General features: G+C 45.2%; 24 protein-coding genes and 1 riboswitch. Of the genes, 4 read left to right on the top strand and 20 right to left on the bottom strand.

What is annotated here, in order from left to right:
• Positions 1–117: 117 nt before the first annotated feature.
• A complete protein-coding gene (locus NST94_RS09210; protein ID WP_076124919.1) occupies positions 118–504 on the bottom strand; it encodes a VOC family protein in 387 nt (128 codons plus the stop codon).
• 158 nt (positions 505–662) lie between these two features.
• Positions 663–2,222, bottom strand: a complete 1,560-nt coding sequence (locus NST94_RS09205; protein ID WP_076301386.1) for a fumarate hydratase — start codon at positions 2,220–2,222, stop codon at positions 663–665.
• Positions 2,223–2,324: 102 nt separating this feature from the next.
• Between NST94_RS09205 and yfbR the strand changes: the two genes are divergently transcribed.
• Positions 2,325–2,930, top strand: coding sequence for a 5'-deoxynucleotidase (yfbR, locus tag NST94_RS09200; RefSeq protein WP_081383138.1), 606 nt, complete (start codon positions 2,325–2,327; stop codon positions 2,928–2,930).
• Positions 2,931–2,991: 61 nt separating this feature from the next.
• Here yfbR and thiH read toward each other — a convergent pair whose 3' ends face one another.
• The 6 genes from thiH to NST94_RS09170 all read right to left on the bottom strand — a co-directional run bounded on the left by thiH (position 2,992) and on the right by NST94_RS09170 (position 9,310).
• The gene (gene thiH, locus NST94_RS09195; RefSeq protein ID WP_076301300.1) at positions 2,992–4,128 is read right to left on the bottom strand and encodes a 2-iminoacetate synthase ThiH; all 1,137 of its coding nucleotides are present in this window, start codon (positions 4,126–4,128) and stop codon (positions 2,992–2,994) included.
• A 33-nt stretch (positions 4,129–4,161) separates the two neighbouring features.
• Positions 4,162–4,929 carry a thiazole synthase gene (locus NST94_RS09190; protein ID WP_038569684.1) on the bottom strand — a complete coding sequence of 256 codons (768 nt, stop codon included), beginning with the start codon at positions 4,927–4,929 and terminating at the stop codon, positions 4,162–4,164.
• Positions 4,930–4,984: 55 nt separating this feature from the next.
• Positions 4,985–5,188, bottom strand: coding sequence for a sulfur carrier protein ThiS (gene thiS / locus NST94_RS09185; RefSeq protein WP_038569682.1), 204 nt, complete (start codon positions 5,186–5,188; stop codon positions 4,985–4,987).
• 38 nt (positions 5,189–5,226) lie between these two features.
• Entirely contained in the window at positions 5,227–5,832 is a 606-nt protein-coding gene (locus NST94_RS09180; RefSeq protein WP_280752695.1) for a thiamine phosphate synthase, read from the bottom strand.
• Positions 5,833–5,945: 113 nt separating this feature from the next.
• Positions 5,946–6,047, bottom strand: a riboswitch (TPP riboswitch).
• A gap of 87 nt (positions 6,048–6,134) precedes the next feature.
• Complete coding sequence (locus NST94_RS09175) at positions 6,135–7,007, bottom strand: SDR family oxidoreductase (protein WP_076184281.1); 873 nt, start codon at positions 7,005–7,007, stop codon at positions 6,135–6,137.
• Positions 7,008–7,102: 95 nt separating this feature from the next.
• Positions 7,103–9,310, bottom strand: a complete 2,208-nt coding sequence (locus NST94_RS09170; protein WP_256720939.1) for a GDSL-type esterase/lipase family protein — start codon at positions 9,308–9,310, stop codon at positions 7,103–7,105.
• A gap of 293 nt (positions 9,311–9,603) precedes the next feature.
• Between NST94_RS09170 and NST94_RS09165 the strand changes: the two genes are divergently transcribed.
• Positions 9,604–10,488 (top strand): AraC family transcriptional regulator, encoded by an 885-nt coding sequence (locus NST94_RS09165; RefSeq protein ID WP_143766381.1) that lies wholly within the window; start codon positions 9,604–9,606, stop codon positions 10,486–10,488.
• A gap of 75 nt (positions 10,489–10,563) precedes the next feature.
• Here the strand turns inward: NST94_RS09165 and NST94_RS09160 are convergent, their stop codons facing one another.
• The 4 genes from NST94_RS09160 to citZ form a co-directional block, all read right to left on the bottom strand.
• Positions 10,564–10,992: a hypothetical protein gene (locus NST94_RS09160; protein ID WP_036678923.1), complete on the bottom strand. Its 429-nt coding sequence runs from the start codon at positions 10,990–10,992 to the stop codon at positions 10,564–10,566.
• Positions 10,993–11,119: 127 nt separating this feature from the next.
• Complete coding sequence (gene mdh, locus NST94_RS09155) at positions 11,120–12,061, bottom strand: malate dehydrogenase (RefSeq protein ID WP_076301302.1); 942 nt, start codon at positions 12,059–12,061, stop codon at positions 11,120–11,122.
• Positions 12,062–12,139: 78 nt separating this feature from the next.
• Entirely contained in the window at positions 12,140–13,435 is a 1,296-nt protein-coding gene (gene icd, locus NST94_RS09150) for an NADP-dependent isocitrate dehydrogenase (protein WP_036678918.1), read from the bottom strand.
• Between the two features lie 147 nt (positions 13,436–13,582).
• Positions 13,583–14,695: a citrate synthase gene (citZ, locus tag NST94_RS09145; protein WP_036678915.1), complete on the bottom strand. Its 1,113-nt coding sequence runs from the start codon at positions 14,693–14,695 to the stop codon at positions 13,583–13,585.
• A 397-nt stretch (positions 14,696–15,092) separates the two neighbouring features.
• Between citZ and ytvI the strand changes: the two genes are divergently transcribed.
• Positions 15,093–16,208: a sporulation integral membrane protein YtvI gene (gene ytvI / locus NST94_RS09140; RefSeq protein ID WP_076124908.1), complete on the top strand. Its 1,116-nt coding sequence runs from the start codon at positions 15,093–15,095 to the stop codon at positions 16,206–16,208.
• Between the two features lie 89 nt (positions 16,209–16,297).
• Here ytvI and NST94_RS09135 read toward each other — a convergent pair whose 3' ends face one another.
• From NST94_RS09135 to NST94_RS09125, 3 genes are read right to left on the bottom strand one after another with little or no spacing between them, the layout of a single operon-like run.
• Entirely contained in the window at positions 16,298–16,696 is a 399-nt protein-coding gene (locus NST94_RS09135) for an FxsA family protein (protein WP_076124906.1), read from the bottom strand.
• Positions 16,693–17,220, bottom strand: a complete 528-nt coding sequence (locus NST94_RS09130; protein ID WP_038569667.1) for a thioesterase family protein — start codon at positions 17,218–17,220, stop codon at positions 16,693–16,695. Before NST94_RS09130 ends, NST94_RS09135 begins: the two co-directional genes overlap by 4 nt.
• A 38-nt stretch (positions 17,221–17,258) precedes the next feature.
• A complete protein-coding gene (locus tag NST94_RS09125) occupies positions 17,259–18,443 on the bottom strand; it encodes an MFS transporter (protein ID WP_036678905.1) in 1,185 nt (394 codons plus the stop codon).
• 127 nt (positions 18,444–18,570) lie between these two features.
• Here NST94_RS09125 and NST94_RS09120 point away from each other — a divergent pair, with 127 nt between their 5' ends.
• The gene (locus tag NST94_RS09120; RefSeq protein ID WP_076301303.1) at positions 18,571–19,272 is read left to right on the top strand and encodes a G1 family glutamic endopeptidase; all 702 of its coding nucleotides are present in this window, start codon (positions 18,571–18,573) and stop codon (positions 19,270–19,272) included.
• A 186-nt stretch (positions 19,273–19,458) separates the two neighbouring features.
• Here the strand turns inward: NST94_RS09120 and pyk are convergent, their stop codons facing one another.
• From pyk to NST94_RS09095, 5 genes are all read right to left on the bottom strand, one after another.
• Positions 19,459–20,877, bottom strand: coding sequence for a pyruvate kinase (gene pyk, locus NST94_RS09115; protein ID WP_038569666.1), 1,419 nt, complete (start codon positions 20,875–20,877; stop codon positions 19,459–19,461).
• A gap of 330 nt (positions 20,878–21,207) precedes the next feature.
• The gene (locus tag NST94_RS09110; protein WP_036678900.1) at positions 21,208–22,209 is read right to left on the bottom strand and encodes an acetyl-CoA carboxylase carboxyltransferase subunit alpha; all 1,002 of its coding nucleotides are present in this window, start codon (positions 22,207–22,209) and stop codon (positions 21,208–21,210) included.
• A gap of 1 nt (position 22,210) precedes the next feature.
• Positions 22,211–23,104 carry an acetyl-CoA carboxylase, carboxyltransferase subunit beta gene (gene accD, locus NST94_RS09105; RefSeq protein WP_076124903.1) on the bottom strand — a complete coding sequence of 298 codons (894 nt, stop codon included), beginning with the start codon at positions 23,102–23,104 and terminating at the stop codon, positions 22,211–22,213.
• Between the two features lie 72 nt (positions 23,105–23,176).
• Complete coding sequence (locus NST94_RS09100) at positions 23,177–23,365, bottom strand: hypothetical protein (protein WP_036678895.1); 189 nt, start codon at positions 23,363–23,365, stop codon at positions 23,177–23,179.
• A gap of 146 nt (positions 23,366–23,511) precedes the next feature.
• Positions 23,512–24,012, bottom strand: coding sequence for a phosphatidylglycerophosphatase A (locus tag NST94_RS09095; protein ID WP_076301304.1), 501 nt, complete (start codon positions 24,010–24,012; stop codon positions 23,512–23,514).
• Between the last annotated feature and the right edge of the window lie 60 nt (positions 24,013–24,072).

Raw genomic sequence — 24,072 nt, 5'->3', positions numbered from 1 at the left:
ACCAGTACGACTATGACCGTGACATAAGCCCCCCAGAGTAGATTATATAAAAATAACAGCCCGAGTTGATTAACTCTGGACTGTTACTTTGTATTACTTTTGTAAAAACACATGAGTTTATTCTGTACGGGTGGCAAGAAACCACTGATTACCCTGACGGTCTCTAACCCCTGCTCCTCTTTCTCCATAGGATTTATCCAGTGGTTCTTCAATAATAGAAGCCCCGGCATCCAGGCACTTGCGGTAGGTCTCATCAACATTTCTTACATAAAGATGAATGGCAAGCTGTACCGGTGAATACTTTTCATTCGCTTCGGAAATCTCAATGATGGAATCACCGATTCTGACCTCGGCATGCCTAATCCTTCCCTCATCATTTCGCAGCATATCAATAATTTTGGCATCAAAGCAGTGCACAACAAAATCTATCAATTGGTCTGCATCTTCCGCAATAAAATACGGCGTAACGTTAAGAAACCCATTTCTAATATAATGTGGTGCCATTCATTGTCCTCCTTTAGACAGGTAAAAACGCCTTCGGCGTTCCTTAAGGATCATTTATAGTCTGGACATATAAATCCTTATAATTTGATTAAAACCCATGGAAAAGCCATTCAGAGAATCTGCCCTCCTCATGACTTATCCACCGGTTGTAACCCCATTTATTTAAACACTGGCTCCTTGAATTGAGTCAATTTAGCTGCAGAATCTTTTTCCACATCCGCATGCAGACTGTTGCCGTGAGCATCCATCGTCACAATCGCTGCAAAACCCTCCACATCGAGATGCCACATCGCCTCAGGAATACCAAATTCCATAAAATCAACAGCGTTGACCTTCTTAATGCACTCTGCATAATACTGGGCGGCTCCACCAATCGCATTGAGGTATACCCCGCCGTGCTCCTGTAACGCTTTTAACGTTTTTGGACCCATACCACCTTTTCCGATGACTGCACGGATTCCAAATTTTTTGATAATATCGCCTTGATAAGGCTCTTCACGAATGCTCGTAGTTGGGCCCGCAGCTTTTACATGCCAGCCTTCCTCATCTTTCATCATCACAGGACCACAATGATAAATCACAGCCCCTTCCAGATCTACCGGAGACTCATGATCCATTAAATATTTGTGCAAAGCATCACGGCCTGTATGCATTGCACCGGATAAAATAACCACGTCTCCAACACGCAGACTACGGATATCCTCTTCACTTACCGGCGTTGTAAGACGTACTTCCCGCGATTCAGAGGCTGGGCTGTTAGCTCCCTCAGCAATTACTGCTTCAGATTCATGTGCCCCTTCATCATCTACAGATATCCCTGTACCACTCTCATACAACCAATCCTCTATATTGCCTGTGGATGGATCAACCAGCACCCCTTGGCGGCGGAAGGCCCAACAGTTATAAGCAACGGATACGAAAAAGCTAGCTGGCAGACGATTCATTACGCCAACCTTACAGCCCAGCAGCGATACTTCACCACCAAAGCCCATCGTGCCAATTCCAAGCTTGTTAGCATTCTCCATAATATAGTCTTCCAGCTTACTAAGGTCTTCTATTGGATTAACATCCTCCACTTTGCGGAACAGCTGCTTCTTAGCCAGCTCGTAGCCAGTCGTACGGTCACCGCCGATACCCACGCCAATAAAACCGGCACTACAGCCCTGTCCCTGCGCCTGATATACCGCGTGTAAAATACATTTACGGATTCCGTCCAGATCCCGACCCGCTTTGCCGAGTCCTTCTAATTCTGCCGGGAGACTGTATTGAATATTTTTATTCTCGCAGCCTCCACCCTTCAGAATAAGTCTAACGTCTATTTTATCCTCTTCCCATTGTTCGAAATGAATGACTGGTGTGCCTGCACCCAAGTTATCTCCGCTATTCTCACCTGTTAATGAATCTACAGAATTGGGACGAAGTTTACCATTCTTGGTCGCTCGTACAATGGCATTATGAATATCTTTTTTCATCTCAATCTGATTGATTCCCACAGGGGTGTGAATGATAAATGTAGGCATTCCCGTATCCTGACAGATCGGAGACACTTGCTGCTCAGCCATTCCGATATTTTGCGCAATCGTGGTTAAAGCAAGACCGGACCGGGTAGCCCTGTCTTCCAGCGCGCGACCTTTTGCAACTGCCCGGCGTACATCTCCCGGCAAATTCGTGGAAGTTTCTACGATAAGGTTATAAATACTGTCTTCAAAATGCTGCATCTTCATTCAAGCTCCTCTCGGCAGTTCCAGGTTATCTAAAGTTTGATACAATTAGTATAATAATATCATACCTAGCACCGCATGAAAGGGGTTACTTTAAAATTGAGCTACCATTTTTCTGCCTATCTATATCGTCTTCAGTATATTCAGCGCTGGAGCTTGATGCGCAGCACCGCACCGGAGAACGTCGCTGAGCATTCTTTTCATGTTGCATTGCTCACACATATGCTCTGTTCCATCGGTAATGTTCATTTTGGACGTTCACTAAACGCGGAACGAGCAGCAACCCTAGCTCTGTTCCATGATGCCAGCGAAGTGTTCACAGGTGACATCGCCACGCCGGTAAAATACAACAATCCTCGCTTGCTCACCAGCTTCCGCGAAATGGAGAAAGTTGCGGCTGATCGCTTAACTGGAATGATTCCATCAGAGCTGAAAAGCATCTACACTCAGCTTATACGACCGGAAGACAGCCCTCCCGATTCGGAGGACATTCTGCTGCACAGCTATGTGAAAGCCGCTGATCGGCTGGATGCTTATTTGAAATGCGTATGGGAAGTTGCTGCAGGAAACCGAGAATTCGCCGCCGCGAAGGAGCAGACAGCAGCAAAACTTCGTGGGTTTGGCCTGCAGGAAGTGGATTATTTTCTGACTCATATGGCACCGAGTTTCGAAATGTCTCTCGATGAGCTCTCTGCCGGAAACTAAACACCCTCTATACAATAAAAAATGGACCTCCGCATAAATCTCGCAGGGGTCCATTTAGTAATTAATAATTGATAATACAAGCGTTCGTTGCTGATTCGGTCAGAATATCCCAGTCTTTAAAAATGGGCTGCAAACCCTTCGTATATAGCATTTCCGTAATCTCCTGCACACTACGGCCATCGGATATTTCGAATTGCGGAGTTCCCCCTGCATTAGTGTGACCGCCCACCTCAGTAGTGACCCCGGCTGACATCTTAGTTATTCCTAGATGAATTAAATGATCGCGTAGAGAGGCAGGCTCTCTTGTAGATAAAGTAATGCCCGAACGGGGTAAAAATAACCGGTATGCCAAAATAATCTGCACTAGCGATCGGTCGGTAACATCACACTCCGGGTTAAATTCCCCTAAATAAGGCCGAAACCGTGGAGGTGACAGACTGATCTCGCAATCTGGATACCGATCCTGCAAATAGCGGGCATGCATGGCACTTTGGAATGCCTCTTGCCGCCAATCATACATCCCGAGCAACGTACCAATATTCACAGAACGAAAACCTGCCTGACAGCCGCGTTCAGGTGCATCCAGGCGATTCCGGTAGTTTCTTTTAGGCCCTTTAACATGCAGCTTTCTGTAAGTCTCCTGGTGGTACACCTCTTGGTATAGTGTTAATCCATCCACCCCTGCTTGAAGAAGCTCTTTATATTCTGCAGTTAATAGAGGATTTATCTCAATACTGACGGAGGAAAAAAATTCTCTAAGTACAACTACACAATCCTTAATATATGAGACAGGATTCTCCCGGCGCGATTCACCAGTCAAAATGAGGATATGCCGCAGACCTGTAGCTGCAATCTTCTCAGCCTCCCTGCGGACCTCCTCCAAGGACAGCTTTTTGCGCGGAAAATCATAAATGGAGCTGAAGCTGCAGTAGGTACAATGATTCACACAAAAATCCGCAAGATACATCGGTGTGAACAGCTGCATCGAATAACCAAAATGTGCACGGGTCAGTCGCTGTGCAGCCAACGCCATCTCCTCTAGCAGCGGCGTTGCTGCCGGAGAAAGCAATGCCAGCAAATCATTTTCGTTCAGCTTGTCTTTTCCAAGCGCCCGCTTAACGTCATCCTCCCGGAACTCCTTCCACAGCTGCTCATAAGGATACTGCTCCAAGCGGGCCAGTGTGTCAAAAAAGCTCATGCTAATCTTCCCTCCTTTCGTGACCTATCAAATTCAGTTCAAAAATCCAGTCAACGGTGACGAAGCAAAAGCAACTTCTTCTACAGGACCCAGTCCTGCCAAATAAGCTTTGCGGCCAGCGGATATCGCCTCGCGGAACGCTTCCGCCATGACGAGCGGATTACGTGCCGTTGCGATAGCCGTATTAAGCAGAACAGCAGCGGCCCCCATCTCCATTGCTTCCGCCGCTTCCGAGGGCTTGCCAATCCCGGCGTCTACAATAATCGGCAAATTCACTTCTTCAATAAGAATACGCACAAGCTCCTTGGTGCGCAGGCCGCGATTCGTCCCGATCGGCGCACCAAGCGGCATCACAGCAGCAGCACCGGCATCTCTCAGACGTAAAGCAGCCGAAAGGTCCGGACTCATATAAGGCAATACTACAAAACCCTCCGCTGCTAAAATCTCTGTAGCTCGTATGGTCTCCAGATTATCTGGAAGCAGGTATTTCTGATCATTGATCACTTCGATCTTGACCCAGTTCCCCAGTCCCGCAGCTCTTGCTAATCTTGCAATACGGACTGCCTCTTCCGCTGTACGCGCTCCTGAGGTATTAGGCAGAAGAGTCATGTGGCCGGGAATGTGGTTCATGATATTTTCTGCTCCACCTTGCGGGTCCACTCGGCGAAGCGCTACAGTAATCACCTGAGAACCAGAGCTTGCGATCACTTCGGGGATCAACGTATTCCGGCTATATTTTCCGGTTCCGATAAATAATCTACTGGTTAATTCGATGCCGCCAATATGTAACGGGTCATGCATGAAATTACCTCCCTTTGGTTCTTATAAATTTCTCAAAATTCTATACCGCTCCATCTCAACCCCCACCAACAAAGTGCACCAGTTCCAAACGATCATCCTCGCTCAGAGCAGTACTTTCATAATTCTCCTTACTGACAATTTCTCCATTCAGCTCAATGATCATCAAACGACCCGACCACTCAGGAAGACTGATCAAATCAGCTATAGTTTGAATACCACCAGAACACTCTGCGGATTTCCCGTTAATCAACAGCTTCATTCTGAATCACCCCCTTCGCCCGTGCTGTTACCTCCAGGCTATGAATGAACCGCCTTATGAATAGCTTTGGCGGCCTCATAAGGATCATCCGCTCCGCAAATACCGGACATCACAGCAACTCCTGCCGCACCTTTCCTGATGATCTGCGCCGCATTAGCGGGGCTAATTCCGCCAATCGCAATTACAGGAATAGAGCTGGTCTTCACCGTTTCTGCAAGCAGCTCTAACCCACGTGCGGGCAGCCCTAACTTGCTATCCGAGGGAAATACATGACCAAACAAGCAATAATCAGCTCCCTGCTCTGAGGCATTCGCCGCTTCTTCCGGAGAATGAACCGATCTCCCCAGCCAAAGCTGAGGTGCAATTCGCCGGGCTGTAACCGGACTCAGACTGTGCCAGGCCAACTGAACCCCCGCGGCACCAGCTGCCAAGGCTACATCGATCCGGTCGTTGATTATCAGTTTGGTAGCGGGCATACCGGCAGCCAACAGCTTCTGTGCCGCAGCGAGCAGTTCGCATGCAGGACATTGCTTATCTCTCAGGTGAATATAATCGACCCATGTCTGCACCGTGACAGCTAGTTCAACAAAATGTCTCAGCTGTAGCTTGCCGTCTGATATTAGATGGATCTCAGCTTGCAACATCACGATCTCCTCTCTCACTTCCCTGTAGGTCAGTAAAAAACAAAAAAACTGCCCCCCGTAAGGAAGGCAGTCAGAATCTGTATATAGACGGCACTACAAATAGCCCGACAACAGAAATTCGTTCTCCACTTCCCTACGCTGGTCTTAACCAGATCAGGTTCAAAGGGTCCGGAAATCCATTCCGTCTCAGCCAATCGGCACCCCTAGTGACATAAATATACAATTTTAAAATGCTAACGTGGTTTATAGTAACATATTTTTTTATTGAAATACACCCATTTATTCACATTAGCTGTACTGATCTAACCGTTTACTACCTCGCCACCATTTACATGAATAACCTGTCCAGTCACATAACTGGAATCGTCAGAGGCCAGATATACATAGGCTGGTGCCAGCTCTTCTGGTTGTCCAGGCCGTTTCATAGGCTGTGTACCTCCAAACTCGCTAACCTGTTTTGCATCAAAGGTAGAGGGAATCAGCGGTGTCCAGATTGGACCTGGTGCAACACCGTTTACCCGTATGCCCTTCTCTGCCAGATTCGTGGACAAGGATCGTGTGAAGCTAAGAATAGCTCCTTTAGTTGATGAATAGTCCAGCAGCTGCGGGCTTCCGCGATAAGCGGTAATTGAAGTTGTATTTATAATGGTAGATCCTGCTTTTAAATGAGGCATAGCTGCTTTTGTTAAATAGAACATCGCAAATATATTCGTACGGAAAGTACGCTCAAGCTGCTCGGAAGTAATATCCTCGATCTTAGCTTGCGGATGTTGCTCTGCCGCGTTATTGATGAGAATATCAAGCTTTCCTAAGCCCTCCACCGTCTGTTTAATAAGATCCTTACAGAATTTCTCGTCACCGATATCACCTGGAATTAGGATACATTTGCGGCCTTCCTGCTCGACCTGACGTTTAGTTTCCTCTGCATCTGAGTGTTCATTAAGATATGAAATGACCACATCAGCGCCTTCTTTAGCAAAAAGCACAGCAACTGCACGCCCAATTCCGCTGTCTCCACCGGTAATTAACGCCGCCTTGTCTTGCAGTTTACCTGCTGATTTATAATTTGCCGGCTCGTATTTGGGCAGCGGCGTCATTTCACTCTCAATCCCTGGCTGATGATGCTGCTCCTGTGGGGGTAAGGTTTTTGTAGCTTGTTTATTGTTGCCTGACATCTTCCCTATCTCCTCTCGTTAAGCAAATTGATAGTTAACTGATCGTCTTAGGATGGCACAACTATGCACGTTTATACGCTGGGTTTGTCATTTTCTTAAATCGCTTTACGAATCTTACTTACCACAATGAAAGTAGAAATAAACAACCGTGAGAGATACACTGCTGTAAGTGGAGAGGAATTCACTGCATACAAATAGACACAGCATCGCTGCTGTGCCTTGAATTGTTCACCCTGACTATTTTGAGAAGAAACATGATTTTCTGCATTCACTTCATGTTCCAGCACCCACATAAAGTACAGAGCTTTGGCCGCTTTCTCCCGGGTCACTATAGCTTTAGGTTCTAGTTCTGTCCCATTGACCATTTCGCCTCTGGCAATCCCCACTTCAGATCTAATGAGTCCTAATTCATATGCACTTTTCACTTTTGAAATTAAATAAGGAGAAATGTCCGCTGTATCAACAAGCTGCGTCCAGGATACAAGAGGATAGTACATCGCACCTCTAGCTCCTGGCTCCAGATTCGAATCATAGCCAGGATCTCCTGGCACTACTGCTGTGCCGTTATAATCAGTCATGTACTTAGGTTTATTAGCAAACTTTATTTGGTAAACGTCATAGAGAATAGCACCCATCGTTTCACGTGACAGCTTACCTTTCGGATAATAGGCAAGATCTGATCTTTCCACTTTCATTAACTTAGAAATACTGCGTGTGAATTCAGCAACTGTCATCTCCGTATCCGGATTAAAATTCCCTTGACGGTCTTTGCCCATTACTCCCAGCTGGATTAATTTTTCAATTTGATTACGGTAATAAGCAGCTTCCCCAGTCGTCGTATCATTCGTTATTTCCGGAAAAATCTTACCCCAGTTCCCTGTTAGTGCCGCATGCTTAACGTTCCCTTTAAGGTAAGGAGTAATGGAGGCAGCAGTAGAATCGCCAGTAGCACCTTTCTCTACAAGCTCCGTGACAATCATCCGTGAAAATTGTTTGGAGAGCGCTTCTTTAAAATGAGTCCCATCGACTTTCTTTGAAGGATGCCCGTTAGCGTAACTTCCGTCATTTGTTTTGCCTGGCGTTTCTCCGGCTTCAATTGACATGAAGAGGGATGTTATTGCTTCTACACCGATCTCGTTATAATATTTCAGACTTTCCGAGTTAAGGTCAATAAGTGTAACTCCAGATTCATCTGCGACCCGTTTAAGAATATCTACAAACTTTCTTGATTTAAAAGAATTCTCATAGATATATCCCGGACTTGCATTCCCTTTAATTCTGGACATTGGCGTTACCAGTACTGGTATCATGCCCCGGGCTTGAATCGCAGGGAGATAAACTTCTTTAAGATAATTTTCATACATTGCTTCTGTCGAACCTTTGCCGTAACGTCTGAACTCATCTGCGCTCTCATCATTGTGTCCGAATTGAATAAACACATAATCTCCAATGCTGCCATTCAGTAAAATGTCGTTCAGTCGACCTTCTGTATAGGCATTTTTAAACGAGCGTCCCCCCATGGAATAGTTAGTTACACTCAATTTATGTTGATTAAACATACTGCCAATAATCTGGCCCCAACCACTCATTGGTGCTTCGTCGAAGGTGTAGGACTTGACCGTGGAATCTCCAAGTATAAATAAATTCGGAAGAGCTCCAGCCGCTCTATGCTGAGGCAAAATCGGTTCCAGTATGATCTCCTCAATCCCCACAGCTGTGTTCACTTTGTTCGGTTCGATCTCAATATCTATATGGTCACGGCCGTTTACATACGTATAAGTCCACTCTTTCCCTTTGGCTACAGCCGTATGCTTGACGGGTACAAGCTTTGCAGCGTCCCAATGTCCACTTTTCAACAAGCGGCTGGTCTGCATTCCTGATACTGACACGATCCCATCCTCTGCGTCAGAAGTCGTTTTTACATATACGTTGTAGGTTCCAGGGGGAGCATCCATTCGAAACGCCATTCCGTAGTTGTTATAATTATCTTTCTCAGATTTAGGTTCAGCAAAAAAAATAGGTTCTGTGATGAAAAAACCTGTTCCATCGGATGTAATTGAGTCGGTGTGCACTTCTCTGGCGGGTAAAGCGTTGGTCTCTTGAACAAAACCATAACCTAAAGATGAGTCATACAATTGTACACCGTGATTAGGATCATACCTAACGGATTGATATCCTGTTTTAACTTGGTTTGTAAAATTCAACTTGTATACGCTTGCAATTTGGGTTGGAGGCTGCCTCTCTGCCCCATCTTTTATAAAGGCTGCCTCTGTTGTACCGTGAGTAAGAGTCAATGAAGCCATAAGTAAAGAAGATAAGATTAGTATATTCCTACACAGCTTTCTCACTTCATTACACTTCCTTCCGTTTCTCGAAATACTTACCTAGGTCCCTCCATTATCCCTGTTCTCTAAAGTGATTCAAATGATGATTTCATTCTTTTTTTTGACCTTTTGTAACGAAAACCATGGAATGATCAACGGCTCACACTGCAAAATGGTCATATGTATAGGTATCCTTGATATAATTAAGAACATCCCTATTGATCCTAAGGAGGAGAACTCCTATCGCTTACAAAGTCAGCTTTCCGAACATTATGAGTACACTGCAGCTGATCGGTGTTCATTATCGTGTAGCAGAACCTGGGTGGGCATACCCTGATCATCATCACAAAATCTTCGAACTATTGTATTGCTACGACGGCAACTCCCATCAATATGTAGAAGGAAGTTCCATTGCCTTTGGTAAAGGAGATTGGTTAATTATTCCGCCTGGCTTACGTCATTATGTAGTTAATTCTGGCCTGAGCAACTATATCTACCTCTCCTTTCATTTCGATATTGACGATTTAAAGTTTCGTGAATGGTTTCAGTCTCAGGCTGTACAGAAATGGAATAACCAGCAAATGCAGCATTCGGGATTAAATCACCAACTGGAACATTTGGATGAATTTATTAAGAACAATATTCTCGCCACGACGGCCTCCACTGGATTTCCCGAGGAAATTGAAGAAATGATTCTTGTAAAAGAAAGGCTTCGTTTGCAAGCGATCATCCTGATGATTTTGACTGAACTCATTGATGTACAGCTCTCGAATTCGGAGAATTCCAACACAGCGCGACAAGCAAACTCTTTGTACGAGGTGGAAACTGCTCATCAGATCGAAAAATATATTGCAGCCAATATTCATTTGCCGGAGCTCACGGTTAATTTGATTGCTGAGCAGCTTTGCTTAAGTCGGGTGCAGTGCCATAAGTTGTTTACAAAGGTATATAAGATATCTCCTAGGCAGTACATAACTAATCTAAGATTAAAGAAGTCAAAACATTTGCTGCTTCATACCGATTTAAAAATACAGATGATTTCTGAACAACTCGGGTTTGCTTCCCAGAGCCACTTCAGCCGACAATTCAAACGATGGACGGGTGTTTCTCCGTTAAATTACCGGCCGAAGTCTTATACGGATCCTATCAGGGATTAACGGAATGAAGATAAATTACCGGAACATACGAAAAACCCGCTCTCCATTACGGAGGCGGGTATAATTCGCTATAGATTAAACTATGTCGTTAAACACCATGAAGAATACCATTAGTAGCAATGACACCGTAAGCAGTGCACTAAGTGTGCGCAATTTTCCAGTCTCTGCGCTAACGTCGCGGTTCTCACGAATTCCAGCTGCTGCAAGACGCAAAGGCTTGCTCATAATACCGCCAAGCGCAAACATCGCTAGCAGTAACACAACAACAATAATCATCCACGCTACTGAATAATCACCTTTGGTCATCATGTAACCGCCTGTAAGGAGTTGGATCACCAATCCATACTGCGCAAAACGATTAAATCCGGTTACTGCACTTAACGTTCCTTCTTTAGCCCCAGACGACAGTTTCTCTGCACGTCCTAGGATGAAGGGTAGCACAAGGTAGAAGCCAAGTGCCAAGGTTCCGATCATATGTAAGAAAAACAACACGTTCCAATCCATAACATATCTCCTCCAATTTAACTGTGATAATAGTTACATTTAATTATACCCATTATTGCTTGAGAAGAAAAGGAAACCCCCATTTTAAGTGAACAAAATGGGGGTTTCTTCATACCTCTGTCACAATCTATACAGTTAGCACAGCTGTTACGCTACGCACGGATTCAGCAGACTTATCTAAAGCCGCTTTTTCCTCAGCTGTAAGCTCCAGTTCAAAAATCTTCTCGATACCATTGGCACCAAGTAACGCCGGAACACCCATGAACAGGTTATCGTAGCCATATTCTCCTTCGAGCAAAGCGATAACCGGAATGATCCGTTTTTTGTCCTTCAAGATAGCTTCCGCCATCTGAACTAAAGAAGCCGCTGGTGCATAATAAGCACTACCATTTCCTAAGAGGTTAACAATCTCTCCGCCACCTACACGTGTACGTTGCACAATCTCATCAATACGATCCGCAGATATCAATGTATCAATTGGAATGCCACCGACACTGGAATACCTTACGAGCGGTACCATATCATCGCCGTGTCCGCCTAATACGAAACCACGTACATCTTCAACAGATACCTTCAGCTCTTGTGCAATAAACGTGTTATAACGGGCTGTATCCAGCACTCCGGATTGTCCAATTACGCGACTCTTCGGAAAACCCAGCGCATTAAATGCCGCATAGGTCATAGCGTCAACTGGATTACTCAGAATGATTACGATGGAATCTGGTGCTACACGTTTTATGTTCTCGCATACCGACTTCACAATACCTGCATTGGTGTTCACGAGATCATCGCGACTCATTCCAGGTTTACGGGCAATCCCTGCAGTGATGATTACAATATCTGAATCCGCAGCATCTTCATAGCTTGAGGTTCCTGTAATTTGACTGTCAAATTTCTGTACAGGACCTGCTTCCAGCATATCTAGTGCCTTCCCCTTGGTTGTGTTCTCCATTTGTGGGATATCAAGCAGCACAACGTCACCAAGCTCCTTTTGAGCAAGCATAAGAGCTGTAGTAGCCCCAGTAAAACCGGCACCTACAACTGTAATTTTATAACGTTTGATTGCCAAGGATTCTCCTCCTAGAACGGTGTCGGTATAGCTTGTATTAGCTAAACTTCAATATATTCAGTTGGTTGAGCCAGCCTCTTAGAGGTGATTAATAATCTCGTCGGCAAATGCAGAGCATTTCAGTTCAGTTGCGCCTTCCATCAGGCGGGCAAAGTCATAAGTCACGGTTTTGTTATTAATAGCTGTTTCCATACCTTTATAAATCAGATCTGCTGCTTCCTGCCAACCCAGATGCTCCAGCAACATTACGCCGGACAGAATCACGGAACCAGGGTTCACAACATCTTTGTCTGCATATTTAGGTGCGGTGCCATGAGTGGCTTCAAAAATCGCATGTCCAGAAATATAGTTAATGTTCGCTCCAGGAGCGATACCGATACCGCCGATTTGCGCAGCAAGCGCGTCAGACAGGTAATCCCCGTTCAGGTTCAAGGTAGCAATAACATCAAAATCAGTCGGACGAGTCAGAACTTGTTGCAATGCGATATCCGCAATGGCATCCTTGATGATAATTTTGCCCGCAGCTTCAGCATCCTTCTGAGCAGCATTGGCAGCAGCTTCACCTTCACGTTCTTTAATCACATCGTATTGATTCCAAGTGAAGACCTTATCTCCGAACTCTTGCTCAGCAACTTCATAACCCCAGTTTTTGAAGGCACCTTCAGTGAACTTCATGATGTTTCCTTTGTGCACAAGCGTTACGCTCTTGCGTCCGTGTTTGATCGCATATTCAATAGCAGCGCGTACCAAACGTTTTGAACCTTCGGAGGATACTGGTTTGATACCAATACCAGAAGTTTCAGGGAAACGGATTTTGTTAACTCCCATCTCTTTTTGCAGGAATTCGATGACTTTCTTCACTTCAGCAGAACCTTCTTGATATTCAATCCCTGCATAAATATCCTCCGTATTCTCACGGAAAATAACCATATCCACCAGCTCAGGACGTTTAACAGGAGAAGGAACCCCTTCGAAATAACGAACTGGACGCAGACATACGTACAAATCCAACTCTTGACGCAAAGCTACGTTCAATGAACGAATACCGCCTCCGATTGGAGTCGTAAGTGGACCTTTAATAGCTACAAAATATTCACGGATTGCCTCCAAAGTATCATTTGGCAGCCATTCGCCATATGTATTGAAGGCTTTTTCGCCAGCAAAAACTTCGTACCAAGCGATTTGCTTTGTGCCGCCATAAGCTTTAGTTACTGCTGCATCAAGTACGCGTTTGGAAGCCTTCCAAATATCACGGCCTGTGCCGTCACCCTCGATAAAAGGAATGATTGGATGATTAGGAACCTGCAGTTTACCATCTTTAATTGTGATTTGTTCGCCTTCTGTTGGCAGATCGAATTTTTCTAATTTCAACATTTGAGTGTATTCCTCCTAAAGTTTTGTGGGATTTAATTTCTCATGGACAAGCCTCGAACAAAACTCTCTACGTATGAATATGCATTATTGCATATATTCTAGGGTTCATTCTACTAAACTTTAGGAGCAGCCCGCAAGGCTGCCCTTCTATCTTTCGTCTACTGGAACGTATTTCTGTTCAATCATACCTGTGTATTCTGCACGTGGCCGGATAATACGGTTATCTGTATATTGCTCCAGAATATGTGCAGTCCAGCCTGAAGTCCGGCTAATTGCAAAGATAGGAGTGAACAGCTCACGTTCAATACCCAGCTGTGTATAAACTGATGCCGAATAGAAATCAACATTCGGTTTAAGTCCCTTTTGTCCGGTAATCAATTCCTCGATATTTACGGACATATCATACAGCGTAGTATCATTTTTCATTGTGCCAAGTTCAAGTGACATTTTCATCAGGTGTTTAGCACGTGGATCACCATTTTTGTATACTCTATGGCCGAAGCCCATGATCTTCTCGCGGTTATCCAGCTTCTTACGAATATAAGGTTCAACCGCTTCCAAACTTCCGATCTCTTCAAGCATCTTCATAACGGCTTCATTCGCCCCACCGTGAAGTGGACCCTTTAGTGCGCCGATAGCGGAGGTCACGCCGGAATAAATATCGGACAAGGTTGCAACCGTAACTCTGCCTGCAAAAGTTGAAGCATTCAGCTCATGGTCCGCATGAAGCACAAGTGCGGTATCAAGCGCTTTAACAGATACACTGTCAGGCTCTTTTCCCCATAACATATACAGGAAGTTCTCGGCAATCGAGACGCCTTCTTTAGGAGCCACAGGTTCCAGACCTTTGCGAATACGCGATAGGGCCGCCACAACCGTCGGGAGCTGTGCCTGTAGTTTTACTGCTTTAATCTCGTTAGCTTCTCTACTCATATCGTCAGCCGCTTCATCATAGAGAGCAAGGCTTGATACAGCAGTCCGCAATGCTGCCATGGTGTTGGTGTCTTTTGGATAGAGCTTCATTTGCTCGATGACTGGCTCAGGAATCCGTGCGAAAGCACTGAAATCCCGTTTGAGCGCTTCCAGCTCTGGTGTTGTTGGTAGACTGCCAAACCACAATAAATAAGCGGTTTCTTCGAAGGTAGCATTTTCTGCGAGATCATCAATATCATAACCACGGTAAGTGAGTACCCCATCCACAATAGAGCTAATGGATGAAGTTGTTGCAACGATACCTTCCAAGCCTTTGGTAGCTGTCATAGCATATCTCTCCTTTGCCAACAAGGTATAAAAAGCATTCTCGGTTTCATGTAAACATTTCCAATTTAAAGCATTGAAAAATCTAAGGAGTGCAGTTCAAGGACATATCCGGCGAGGATGTTGTCTGACTTTCGTAATCGAATCTTTATTCATCATACTGGATTTTGTCGGTTATGTGAACAATGTGGAAGCTTTGCAGCGCATCAAATGATTTTATCACAGAGATAGAAAAAAACTTCTAAACCCTTGATTCACAGTTGAGATTTTAGTTTATAGCATCCGGTTCAGCCCAATATTTATCCCGTTTCCTAGTCTTTAAATAGGTTCTATGAATATATATGAAGACGAGCTTTTATTCCCCTGCATCCGCAGGAATGAAGGAGGTGTAGATCTTCGTATGGACCGATTAGCATTAAAAAGACTGCTGCGCGGCCTGTGGGTCGTTCTGGCTACCTCTATCCTCCTGCTGGCAATCTATTTATTGCTTCCGCTGTTATACCCCCTCCTGCTCGCTTGGTTGCTCGCTTATATCATGCATCCACTAGTGTTGATTCTTAAAGGCCTTAAGCTCCCAGCGTGGCTGGCGGTGTCGCTCTCGCTGCTATTTTACATAGGCGGAACCGCACTAGTACTGACCGCGATGATTACAAGGCTAGTGAAAGAATTGATCGTGCTGCTGCAGACCTTTAATCTTCATACGGACCAATGGAGAGAGCTTCTGCTGTCCTTGAGCCAGAATGCAAGCATACAGAATATCATTAACCAGATAAATCAGTTCTACCGCGACAATCCTGACTATCACGCCACCATTGACAGCAATATCAGCAGAACAACGGAAACCGTTGGTTACGCAGTTACGCAAGTGGTGACCGGATTTTTTAATGTGATCTTAAAGCTGATCTCCGCTCTACCCAGTATGGGTACAATTCTTATCGTGGTCGTTCTCGCTGCCTTTTTTATTAGTACTAGCTGGGAAAGACATAATGCCAAACTCACAGGCTGGCTGCCAGCCCCATTCTTAAAGCCGGTATCGGGTATCTGGCGGGATCTGCGAAAAGCTCTCTTCGGCTATCTCCGGGCTCAGCTAATCCTGATCTCCATTACAGCGGTCATTGTCGTGATCGGGTTGCTGCTCTTGGGTGTAAAATCTGCTTTCGCTATTGGCTTAATGATTGGTTTTGTGGATCTGTTGCCTTATTTAGGGGTTGGAATCGTAATGATTCCTTGGGCGTTATACTCTTACATGACAGACAATCTGGCACTGGGGATCGGACTTACTATCCTATATGCCGTTATCCTTGTAACCCGCCAAGTGCTTGAGCCGAAAGTGCTCGCCAGCAGCATTGGGCTTGATCCCCTTGCTATGCTGGTCGGTATGTTTGCAGGTTTGCAGCTGTTCGGTATGCTTGGGCTGATCATCGGTCCCGTTATTCTAGTTATTCTTGTAGCCTTTAACCGAGCAGGTGTATTTCACGCATTACACAGCTATATTGTCAGCGGAAGACTAAGATAATAAACAATACCCTACAATTCTTGGAATAGCAAAACAGAGCGGGCTCCTATCAATGACAGGGGCCCGCTCTGTTTTTGTTTTGATGATGACTAGCGGCGGTAAAAGGTGAAGGTGCCGTTTTTCATCTTTTTCTCAATCCACTTCAGCAAAAATATACGATACAAAGGCCGAGTCAACGGAAACACCAAGGAGAAACCTACAATATCCGTTATGAAGCCAGGTAAGATCAGCAGTAAGCCACCGAAAAAAATGCATAGGCCATCCAGCATCGTCCGGCCAGGAACGCGTCCCTCCTGCATATGTGTTCTGCTGTCTTGCAGCACTTTATTCCCTTCGAAACGCATCATCAATAGTCCGATAACCGAGGTCGTCAACATAAGCAGCAGCGTTTTGAATGCTCCAAGTTGATCTGCTACAAAGATAAAGCCGAATAATTCCACGGCAGGAATGATAAATAATGCAGCCCACAACCATTTGCTTCTAATCATACAGAACCCCTTTCTTCCCGCAGCGCTCCTTTAATCGCGTGAAACAGCTCCGGAAGGGCTCTATCCAGCCTGGCAGGCTTCCATTCTCGATTCACCCAAACATGATTTGTCGAGCCGGTAACCAGCAGTTCCCCGGGGAGGTCCATCGACCGCAATTGTCCCAAAGTAGCCGCTGAACCCTCTAAATTCCTACCTTCTGCTTCCGAGAGCCTCCGCACCTGATACTCAAATGCGACTCTTAACGCCGAAAAGGTAGTCATTCGCGCATACACGGAGATAAGATCATCATATCGCGCCGGACTTTTAAATTGCAAATCGGCTGAGGTAACAGGCAGCAGCACTCCCTGATTCTCAAGCTCACGATAAGTAAAGCCAAGCTGACGTAACAACTCCGTACGGCCAGACTCAAACCAGTTCAAATAATTCGCATGATACACTACGCCCATCTGATCACTTTCCTGGTATCGAACACGCAGGGTAGACTCATACCACCGGCTTCGCAAGCCGTCTTGCTGTAATTCCATTTATAAATACTCCTTTCGGCATAGGCAGCAGGGAGAGCTTAGGCCCGGGCCCCGTCTGAAGATAGCTTTGTCGTCGATAGTTTGCTTCGGGAGCTTCTGGCGACATAAAATAGCAGCATCGCTCCTGCAATTGAACTCAACATACAAGACAGGTTCATCACTTCTACGCCGCCTTGATTGAGCAAGAATCCATTTAATAAATTGCCAACAACACCGGCAAAACCCGAGAACACCATATTAAAAACACTTTGCCCAGTCGCCTGCATCTCGTTAGAGGTGATCTGAGATACATATTCAACGGCAGCAATATAAAAGAACCCGAATGACAGACCATGCAGTACCTGCACTCCAATCATTACGGATGGATAAGGGAAAGCCACCTGAATACCCCACCGCAAGACATAAATAAGTGCGCCAAGGAGCAGCGTCCGCTCGCGCCCCAGCTTTTTGATTACCTTGGAAGCAAACAGCATGGAGGGCACGTTCGTTACAGATGCGAGGAAAAGCGCAATTCCTGCATAACGAGTTGAACCTCCAACCGACTGAAACGCAATGACGAAGTAGGTTCCAAAAGCAGTCATCGTCTGGTTCACAAGAAAACTGCCACCCAAAAACGCTAGGAACACCCGATTCCCCAGCAGCTTTTTAACCCCCTGAGAAAACGATTGCCGCATCATATGATTCTCTTCTGCCTGCTTCGGCAGCGTCAATGCAATAAGAACCGCAATCAGATTAAACATAAGAAAGGGCAGCCATATCGTGGATACAGAGAAGGACGATACATACAATCCGCCTAAATAGGCTCCCACAGCCGCTCCAATGCTCATCATAAGCCTTATGCTGCCATAAGTAGCCCCAGCCCTCTTCGCCGCTGAAATCGCGTAAGAATCGGCTATAGGCGCCTGTGTCGAGGAAAAGATTGTAGAGAGGGTATACACCAGCAGTAACACTATAAAATATTCCGAACGGTAAAAGACGGCTAATAAAGCCGGTATCGCCACACTTAGGATTAGTACCAAACGCGTCTGATTATACCGATCCGAGACAATTCCCCATATTGGCTGAATCGTGATCGCAATTAGCGTGCCTGTTGCCATTAGTATACCTATCTGCCCGCTATCAAGTCCATTGTGGACAAGCAGCAGCGTTAGATATGAGCCAAATGAACCGCCGGCCAATCCTAAAAACAGATAAAAGCCACGCAGCTTCGATAATTTTTCCATTTTAAGCTACAAATCCTCTCCAGCTTCTTAATCAAGCATTGCACTCTCTTATATTTTAGCAGAACACCCGTACTTCCTATGTAATCACCGCATTTAATATAGCAGTACTATAAAGGCGGTGGACAAGTTGAATAATAAGCAAAATTCTAATCGGGTCAATCATCCATGTCTAAAAGACAAATCTAATTCGAACAAATTTCAAAGCTCCGGCTTCGGCTGGTCTTCAACAAACTGGAGCGGATATACGATCACTGGAAAAAAGGGGGCTTTTAACCGCATTGCCGGTGAATGGATCGTTCCATATGTAAAACCAACCTCTAAACCTTCCTATTCCTCTGCTTGGATTGGTATTGACGGTTTCAAGAACAGCAGCCTGATCCAAACGGGTACAGGCCATGAATTCGTAAATGGCCGTGCCCGGTATTACGCTTGGTGGGAAATCCTTCCTGATGTCGAAACGGTAATTCCCCTTCCAGTGAGCCCTGGAGACCATATAAAAGCGAACATCACGAAGGTAGGCCGCAACAAATGGACGATTACGCTCCGCAATTTGAGCCGAAATTGGATTTTTCGAACATTACAGCGATATACCGGACCACAAACCTCTGGTGAATGGATTATGGAGGCTCCCGAGGTAGACGGCTCGATCGCAAAGCTGGCGCGTGTCTCCCCTACTTGCTTCTATTGCTGTCGAATTAATGGCAAAAGTCCGAGGCTCACTCTCAATATGGGAGGAATCATGGTGCAAAATAACGCTACTATCGCCGTTCCTTCTTGTCCAAACCATCGTGGGGATTCTTTTACTGTCAAACGAACATACCCCAAATAAAAATACTCGAACCTATCATTCAAGATTTGTTACTAACAGCATAAATGGATTTAACATAATCTTCAATCGAATATGTTGATAAACACGAAAAAAAGGGCTGCCTCGCTTGTAGATTTTCACTACAGTTGAGACAACCCTTTAATTAAGCTTTATGGAACCTGTTAAACAGGTGAAGCCAATCGAGAACTACTCGATTGTGCTTACTTTTACCAAGTTAGTGGAACCAGAACGTCCAAGTGGAATTCCTGCAGTAATCACAACTAGGTCACCAGTTTGAACCAGACCGGAATCCTTACCACCTTTGATTGCTGTTTCCAGCAGCTCATCTGTGGAAGATGCAACTTGTCCGAACACTGGCGTTACGCCCCAAACGAGGGACAATTGACGCATAGTTCTTTCTTGTGTTGTAACGGCAATGATTGGTGCTTTAGGACGGTATTTAGAAACAACGCGTGCAGTATGACCTGTTACAGTCGAAGAAATGATAGCCTTAGCGTTCAGATCCAAAGCAGAAATTGCAACGGATTGGCTGATTGCTTCTGTAACTGTAGTTTCTTGTGCAGTTTGTTGTTTCATGAAGATTTCATGGTGGTTCAGAGCGGATTCCGCTTTCTCAGCAATGCGGGACATTGTAAGTACGGATTCTACTGGATATTTACCAGCAGCAGTTTCTCCGGAAAGCATGATTGCATCTGTACCATCTAAAATAGCGTTTGCTACGTCACTTGCTTCAGCGCGAGTAGGACGTGGGTTGCGTTGCATGGAATCCAACATTTGTGTAGCTGTGATTACTGGTTTACCAGCAACGTTACATTTTTGAATCATCAATTTTTGAGCCAAAGGTACATCTTCAGCTGGGATTTCAACACCAAGGTCACCACGAGCAACCATCAGGCCGTCAGAAGCTTCTAAAATTTCATCAAGGTTGTCAACACCTTGTTGGTTTTCGATTTTGGAAATGATTTGGATGTGAGAAGCGTTGTTTTTCTCAAGCAGCTCACGAATTTCCTGAACGTCGCTAGCTTTGCGAACGAAGGAAGCGGCGATAAAATCGATGTCCTGTTCGATACCAAAAAGAATATCGTTGGTGTCTTTTTCCGTAATACCCGGCAAGGAGATGTTTACTCCTGGTACGTTAACGCCTTTCTTGCTCTTAATCGTACCACCGTTTACAATACGGGTCTTGATTTCTGTACCTTGAATGTCGACAACTGTCAAACCAATCAGACCGTCATCAATAAGGATGGTGGATCCTACTTGAACATCGTTAGGAAGCTCGCTGTACGTGATGGAAATACGATCTTGATTACCAAGGATCTCTTCCGTAGTCAGTGTCAGGTACTCGTCCTGAACAAGTTCAATCGGTTCTACTTCCAACTTGCCTGTGCGAATCTCCGGTCCTTTAGTATCGAGCAGGATAGCAACTGTTTTGTTCAGTTCCTTAGATGCTTGACGGATCGTATTGATCCGAGCACCGTGCTCTTCGAAATCGCCGTGGGAGAAATTCAGACGGGCCACATTCATACCAGCCAAAATCAATTTTTTGATATTCTCCAACGATTCACTCGCAGGTCCGATCGTACATACAATTTTACTTTTCCGCATTAGGTTTTCCTCCGTTTTTTCGTTCTCTCTGTCTCACTTTTTCCAACTACAAAATCTACTACAAGGCTAACTAATAAAATAGGAACTTTGTCACATGTGCCTTTAAGTACGCCCTTATGAATATTACTGCAAACCAGACACAAAATCAATGTTGTAGGCACTTTTGAGTGTAACTTTAAGTCGAATTTTCTGTAAACATAAAAAAAATTAAAATAATCCCGTTAGTGGATCGAGATTATTTTAATTCCAATAAATTGTATATTTTACACTATATCCAAAAGACCCACTAAGTATAGCTATATGTCTTAAAGTGCAAATGATTTTGAACTTTTACACTTCTGACTTCACTTCTTCTTCAATAAAAATTTGTTCCTGCTGAGCCTCTGCAAACTCACCAATTTTACGGAATTTACGGTATCGATCATCCTTCAATTCCACTGAGTTCATCTGGGTTAGCTCCTGCAGATGCCGCCATAATGCATCCTTAATCGCCGCTGCTGTTGCTTCGTAATCCCGATGAGCGCCGCCTTTAGGCTCTGGTACGATCTCTTCTATAACTTCCATCTCAAGCAGATCAGCAGCCGTTATCTTCATGGCTTCTGCCGCTTGATCAGCCTTCGAAGCATCCTTCCACAGAATAGAGGCCGCTCCGTTAGGAGATATCGCCGAATAAATGGCATGTTCCAGCATGAGCACTCTATTTCCAACCGCCAATGCCAGGGCGCCACCGCTTCCGCCTTCACCGATGACCACACAGATTACAGGGACACCAAACTGAGACATCTCGCGTAAATTGCGGGCAATCGCTTCGGATTGACCTCTTTCCTCGGCTGTGTTGCCTGGGTATGCACCTTTCGTATCCACGAAGGTAATAATGGGACGTTTGAACTTGTCCGCTTGCTGCATCAGACGCAGCGCTTTACGGAAGCCCTCAGGGTGTGCACTGCCGAAGAATCGTAAAATATTCTCTTTGGTGTCTTTACCGCGCTGCTGGCCAATAACTGTAACCGGCAACCCATTTAGTTTACCGATGCCGCCTACAATAGCAAGATCATCCCCAAACATCCGATCACCGTGGAGCTCAATAAAATCTGTGAAGATCTGCCCCATAAGATCAAGGGAAGTCGGACGTCCTTGATGTCTAGCCAAATGCATTTTTTGCGAAGGAGAAATATTAGAATATATCTCTTCCTCCAGCACACGGTATCGTTCTTCCAGCCTAGCTACCTCGTCCGTAAAATCAATACCCTTCTCTTCGCCAAACTGCTTCAGTTCAGCAATCTTCTTGCGCATTTCTACCAGAGGCATTTCAAAAGGCAACTCTCCTGCCAACCTAAAATCCCCCTTTCACGTCATGCAGCTCCAAAATTTTAGTCAATGTAGCGCGCATTTCTTTGCGGTGCACGACCATATCAAGCAACCCATGCTGAAGATTAAATTCAGCGGTCTGGAAATCATCCGGAAGCTTCTGGCGAATAGTCTGCTCAATGACTATACGTCCTGCGAAACCAAATACCGCTCCAGGCTCTGCAATAATTATATCACCAAGGCTGGCAAAACTCGCAGATACTCCACCGGTAGTAGGATCCGTAATAATCGAGATGTAAAGACCTCCAACCTCGTTAAATCGAGCCAGCGCAGCGCTGGTCTTCGCCATTTGCATTAGACTAAGAATACTCTCCTGCATTCTCGCTCCACCAGAAGTAGAGAAAATAAGGAGTGGAAGCTGTTGCTCTGTGGCCTCTTCTATCGCACGGGTGATCTTCTCCCCTACTACAGAGCCCATACTGCCTGAGAAAAATTCAAAATTCATCACAGCTACGATGACTGGATGGCCACCAATGGAGCCCTGACCCGTAATTACGGCTTCAGTTTGTCCAGATTTCAGCTGCTGTTGCTCCACTTTGGAAGCGTAACCCGGAAATTTCAGCGGGTCGATAGAATACATTTCACTGTCAAACTCAATAAAGCCCTCAGGGTCTAATGTCATTGCAATACGCTCCACAGCATTTAGGCGCAAGTGGTGACCACAATTAGGACATACCTTTAGGTTCTTCTCTAATTCCTTACTATACTGGATCGTTCCGCATTTATTACATTTGCTCATTAATCCTTCAGGGATTTCACGTTTGGGGCGTTCGCCTTCCGCAGGCCCGCCGCTCCGCTCCAGACGTTCTGAAGGAATAGTCGCGTACTTCCGTTTCTTCTGAAATAAATCTTTGAACACACCCGCACCTCTTCAGCCGTTTATTTGCGTTATGCAGCTTGCCGCTGTCATGACTTTTGTCTTGTAAGAAACTCAGGGATGCAGAATAAGATTAAGGACTTCCTGTACTTCCTCCAGCTCACCTGAAGGAACCAATATCTCAAACTGCTGCTTGGACATATTGATTGGACGGCATTCTACCAAAAAACCTTCTTCTGTCAGCTTACTCTTAATCATATCCGCCACTCTGGCGGTCGGCGCGATATATATTACCGTCCACATGCCCTGCAAGGCCTCCCCAATCTTAATTCCCAGCCGTATCCCGTATAATGGAATTATGATAACACAGTTTTCTTTTTTCCCGCAACAGGAGTAGGGCATAGGAAGCAAGACTGAGGAACTTGTTCAAACGAAATAAAGGGGCTCAATTATTCCTTGTCCGTGCTTAAAGGATATACTTTTGCCCCTTCATGCCGATGAGCAATTCTGGCGGAAGCGGCGGCAGCAATGCCGGCAACAAGGTCATCCAAGAATACATGAATCCTACCTTTATCATCGTTCAGTTCACCAATGATTCCAAGCTTTATTTTGTCCAAATACCCAAAACCTGTCAGTCCGATCATCCCATATACCCCTGTAATACCAAGCGCCAGAGTCTCGTCCGCTCCGTAGAGGGATTCATCAGCCTCCATTACCGCCTGCAGCGGCTGTGGAAGCAGTTTTTTCTCGGCTAATTCATCAAGAGCAACACCTGTCATTAAAGTATACTGCACTTCTCTTTTGCCCAAAACAGACTTGACGCTGGACAGACATTCATCCTTGGTTAAACCAGGATAATAAACCGATTGTAAAATATATACGATTTCAGCAATGGAGGAAAGTGATACACCTCTGCGTTCCAACAGATCTACTGCCATTTGATAGGACATGCTGCGACTCCCCTTTCCGTACAGGGATGTGCCCTGTGGTTTCCTAATGTATGCGGAAAA

It is taken from the genome of Paenibacillus sp. FSL H8-0282 (assembly GCF_037963825.1).
GTDB lineage: Bacteria > Bacillota > Bacilli > Paenibacillales > Paenibacillaceae > Paenibacillus_AQ > Paenibacillus_AQ odorifer.
Note: the sequence above shows the minus strand (reverse complement) of the source record. Positions and strands in the feature narration are given on the sequence as shown.

What these genes read in the sequence shown, in the direction of transcription:
- NST94_RS09170 (WP_256720939.1), bottom strand. Translation starts at nt 9,310, where the DNA reads ATGGCTTCATTGACTCTTACTCACGGTACAACAGAGGCAGCCTTTATA.
- icd (WP_036678918.1), bottom strand. Translation starts at nt 13,435, where the DNA reads ATGTTGAAATTAGAAAAATTCGATCTGCCAACAGAAGGCGAACAAATC.
- thiS (WP_038569682.1), bottom strand. Translation starts at nt 5,188, where the DNA reads ATGAAGCTGTTGATTAACGGGAAATCCGCAGAGTGTTCTGGTGGTATT.
- NST94_RS09095 (WP_076301304.1), bottom strand. Translation starts at nt 24,012, where the DNA reads ATGTCCTATCAAATGGCAGTAGATCTGTTGGAACGCAGAGGTGTATCA.
- NST94_RS09210 (WP_076124919.1), bottom strand. Translation starts at nt 504, where the DNA reads ATGGCACCACATTATATTAGAAATGGGTTTCTTAACGTTACGCCGTAT.
- pyk (WP_038569666.1), bottom strand. Translation starts at nt 20,877, where the DNA reads ATGCGGAAAAGTAAAATTGTATGTACGATCGGACCTGCGAGTGAATCG.
- NST94_RS09165 (WP_143766381.1), top strand. Translation starts at nt 9,604, where the DNA reads ATGAGTACACTGCAGCTGATCGGTGTTCATTATCGTGTAGCAGAACCT.
- citZ (WP_036678915.1), bottom strand. Translation starts at nt 14,695, where the DNA reads ATGACAGCTACCAAAGGCTTGGAAGGTATCGTTGCAACAACTTCATCC.
- NST94_RS09130 (WP_038569667.1), bottom strand. Translation starts at nt 17,220, where the DNA reads ATGGAATTACAGCAAGACGGCTTGCGAAGCCGGTGGTATGAGTCTACC.
- thiH (WP_076301300.1), bottom strand. Translation starts at nt 4,128, where the DNA reads ATGAGCTTTTTTGACACACTGGCCCGCTTGGAGCAGTATCCTTATGAG.
- NST94_RS09125 (WP_036678905.1), bottom strand. Translation starts at nt 18,443, where the DNA reads ATGGAAAAATTATCGAAGCTGCGTGGCTTTTATCTGTTTTTAGGATTG.
- ytvI (WP_076124908.1), top strand. Translation starts at nt 15,093, where the DNA reads ATGGACCGATTAGCATTAAAAAGACTGCTGCGCGGCCTGTGGGTCGTT.
- NST94_RS09160 (WP_036678923.1), bottom strand. Translation starts at nt 10,992, where the DNA reads ATGGATTGGAACGTGTTGTTTTTCTTACATATGATCGGAACCTTGGCA.
- NST94_RS09205 (WP_076301386.1), bottom strand. Translation starts at nt 2,222, where the DNA reads ATGCAGCATTTTGAAGACAGTATTTATAACCTTATCGTAGAAACTTCC.
- NST94_RS09100 (WP_036678895.1), bottom strand. Translation starts at nt 23,365, where the DNA reads ATGTGGACGGTAATATATATCGCGCCGACCGCCAGAGTGGCGGATATG.
- NST94_RS09175 (WP_076184281.1), bottom strand. Translation starts at nt 7,007, where the DNA reads ATGTCAGGCAACAATAAACAAGCTACAAAAACCTTACCCCCACAGGAG.
- NST94_RS09180 (WP_280752695.1), bottom strand. Translation starts at nt 5,832, where the DNA reads ATGTTGCAAGCTGAGATCCATCTAATATCAGACGGCAAGCTACAGCTG.
- NST94_RS09135 (WP_076124906.1), bottom strand. Translation starts at nt 16,696, where the DNA reads ATGATTAGAAGCAAATGGTTGTGGGCTGCATTATTTATCATTCCTGCC.
- NST94_RS09190 (WP_038569684.1), bottom strand. Translation starts at nt 4,929, where the DNA reads ATGCATGACCCGTTACATATTGGCGGCATCGAATTAACCAGTAGATTA.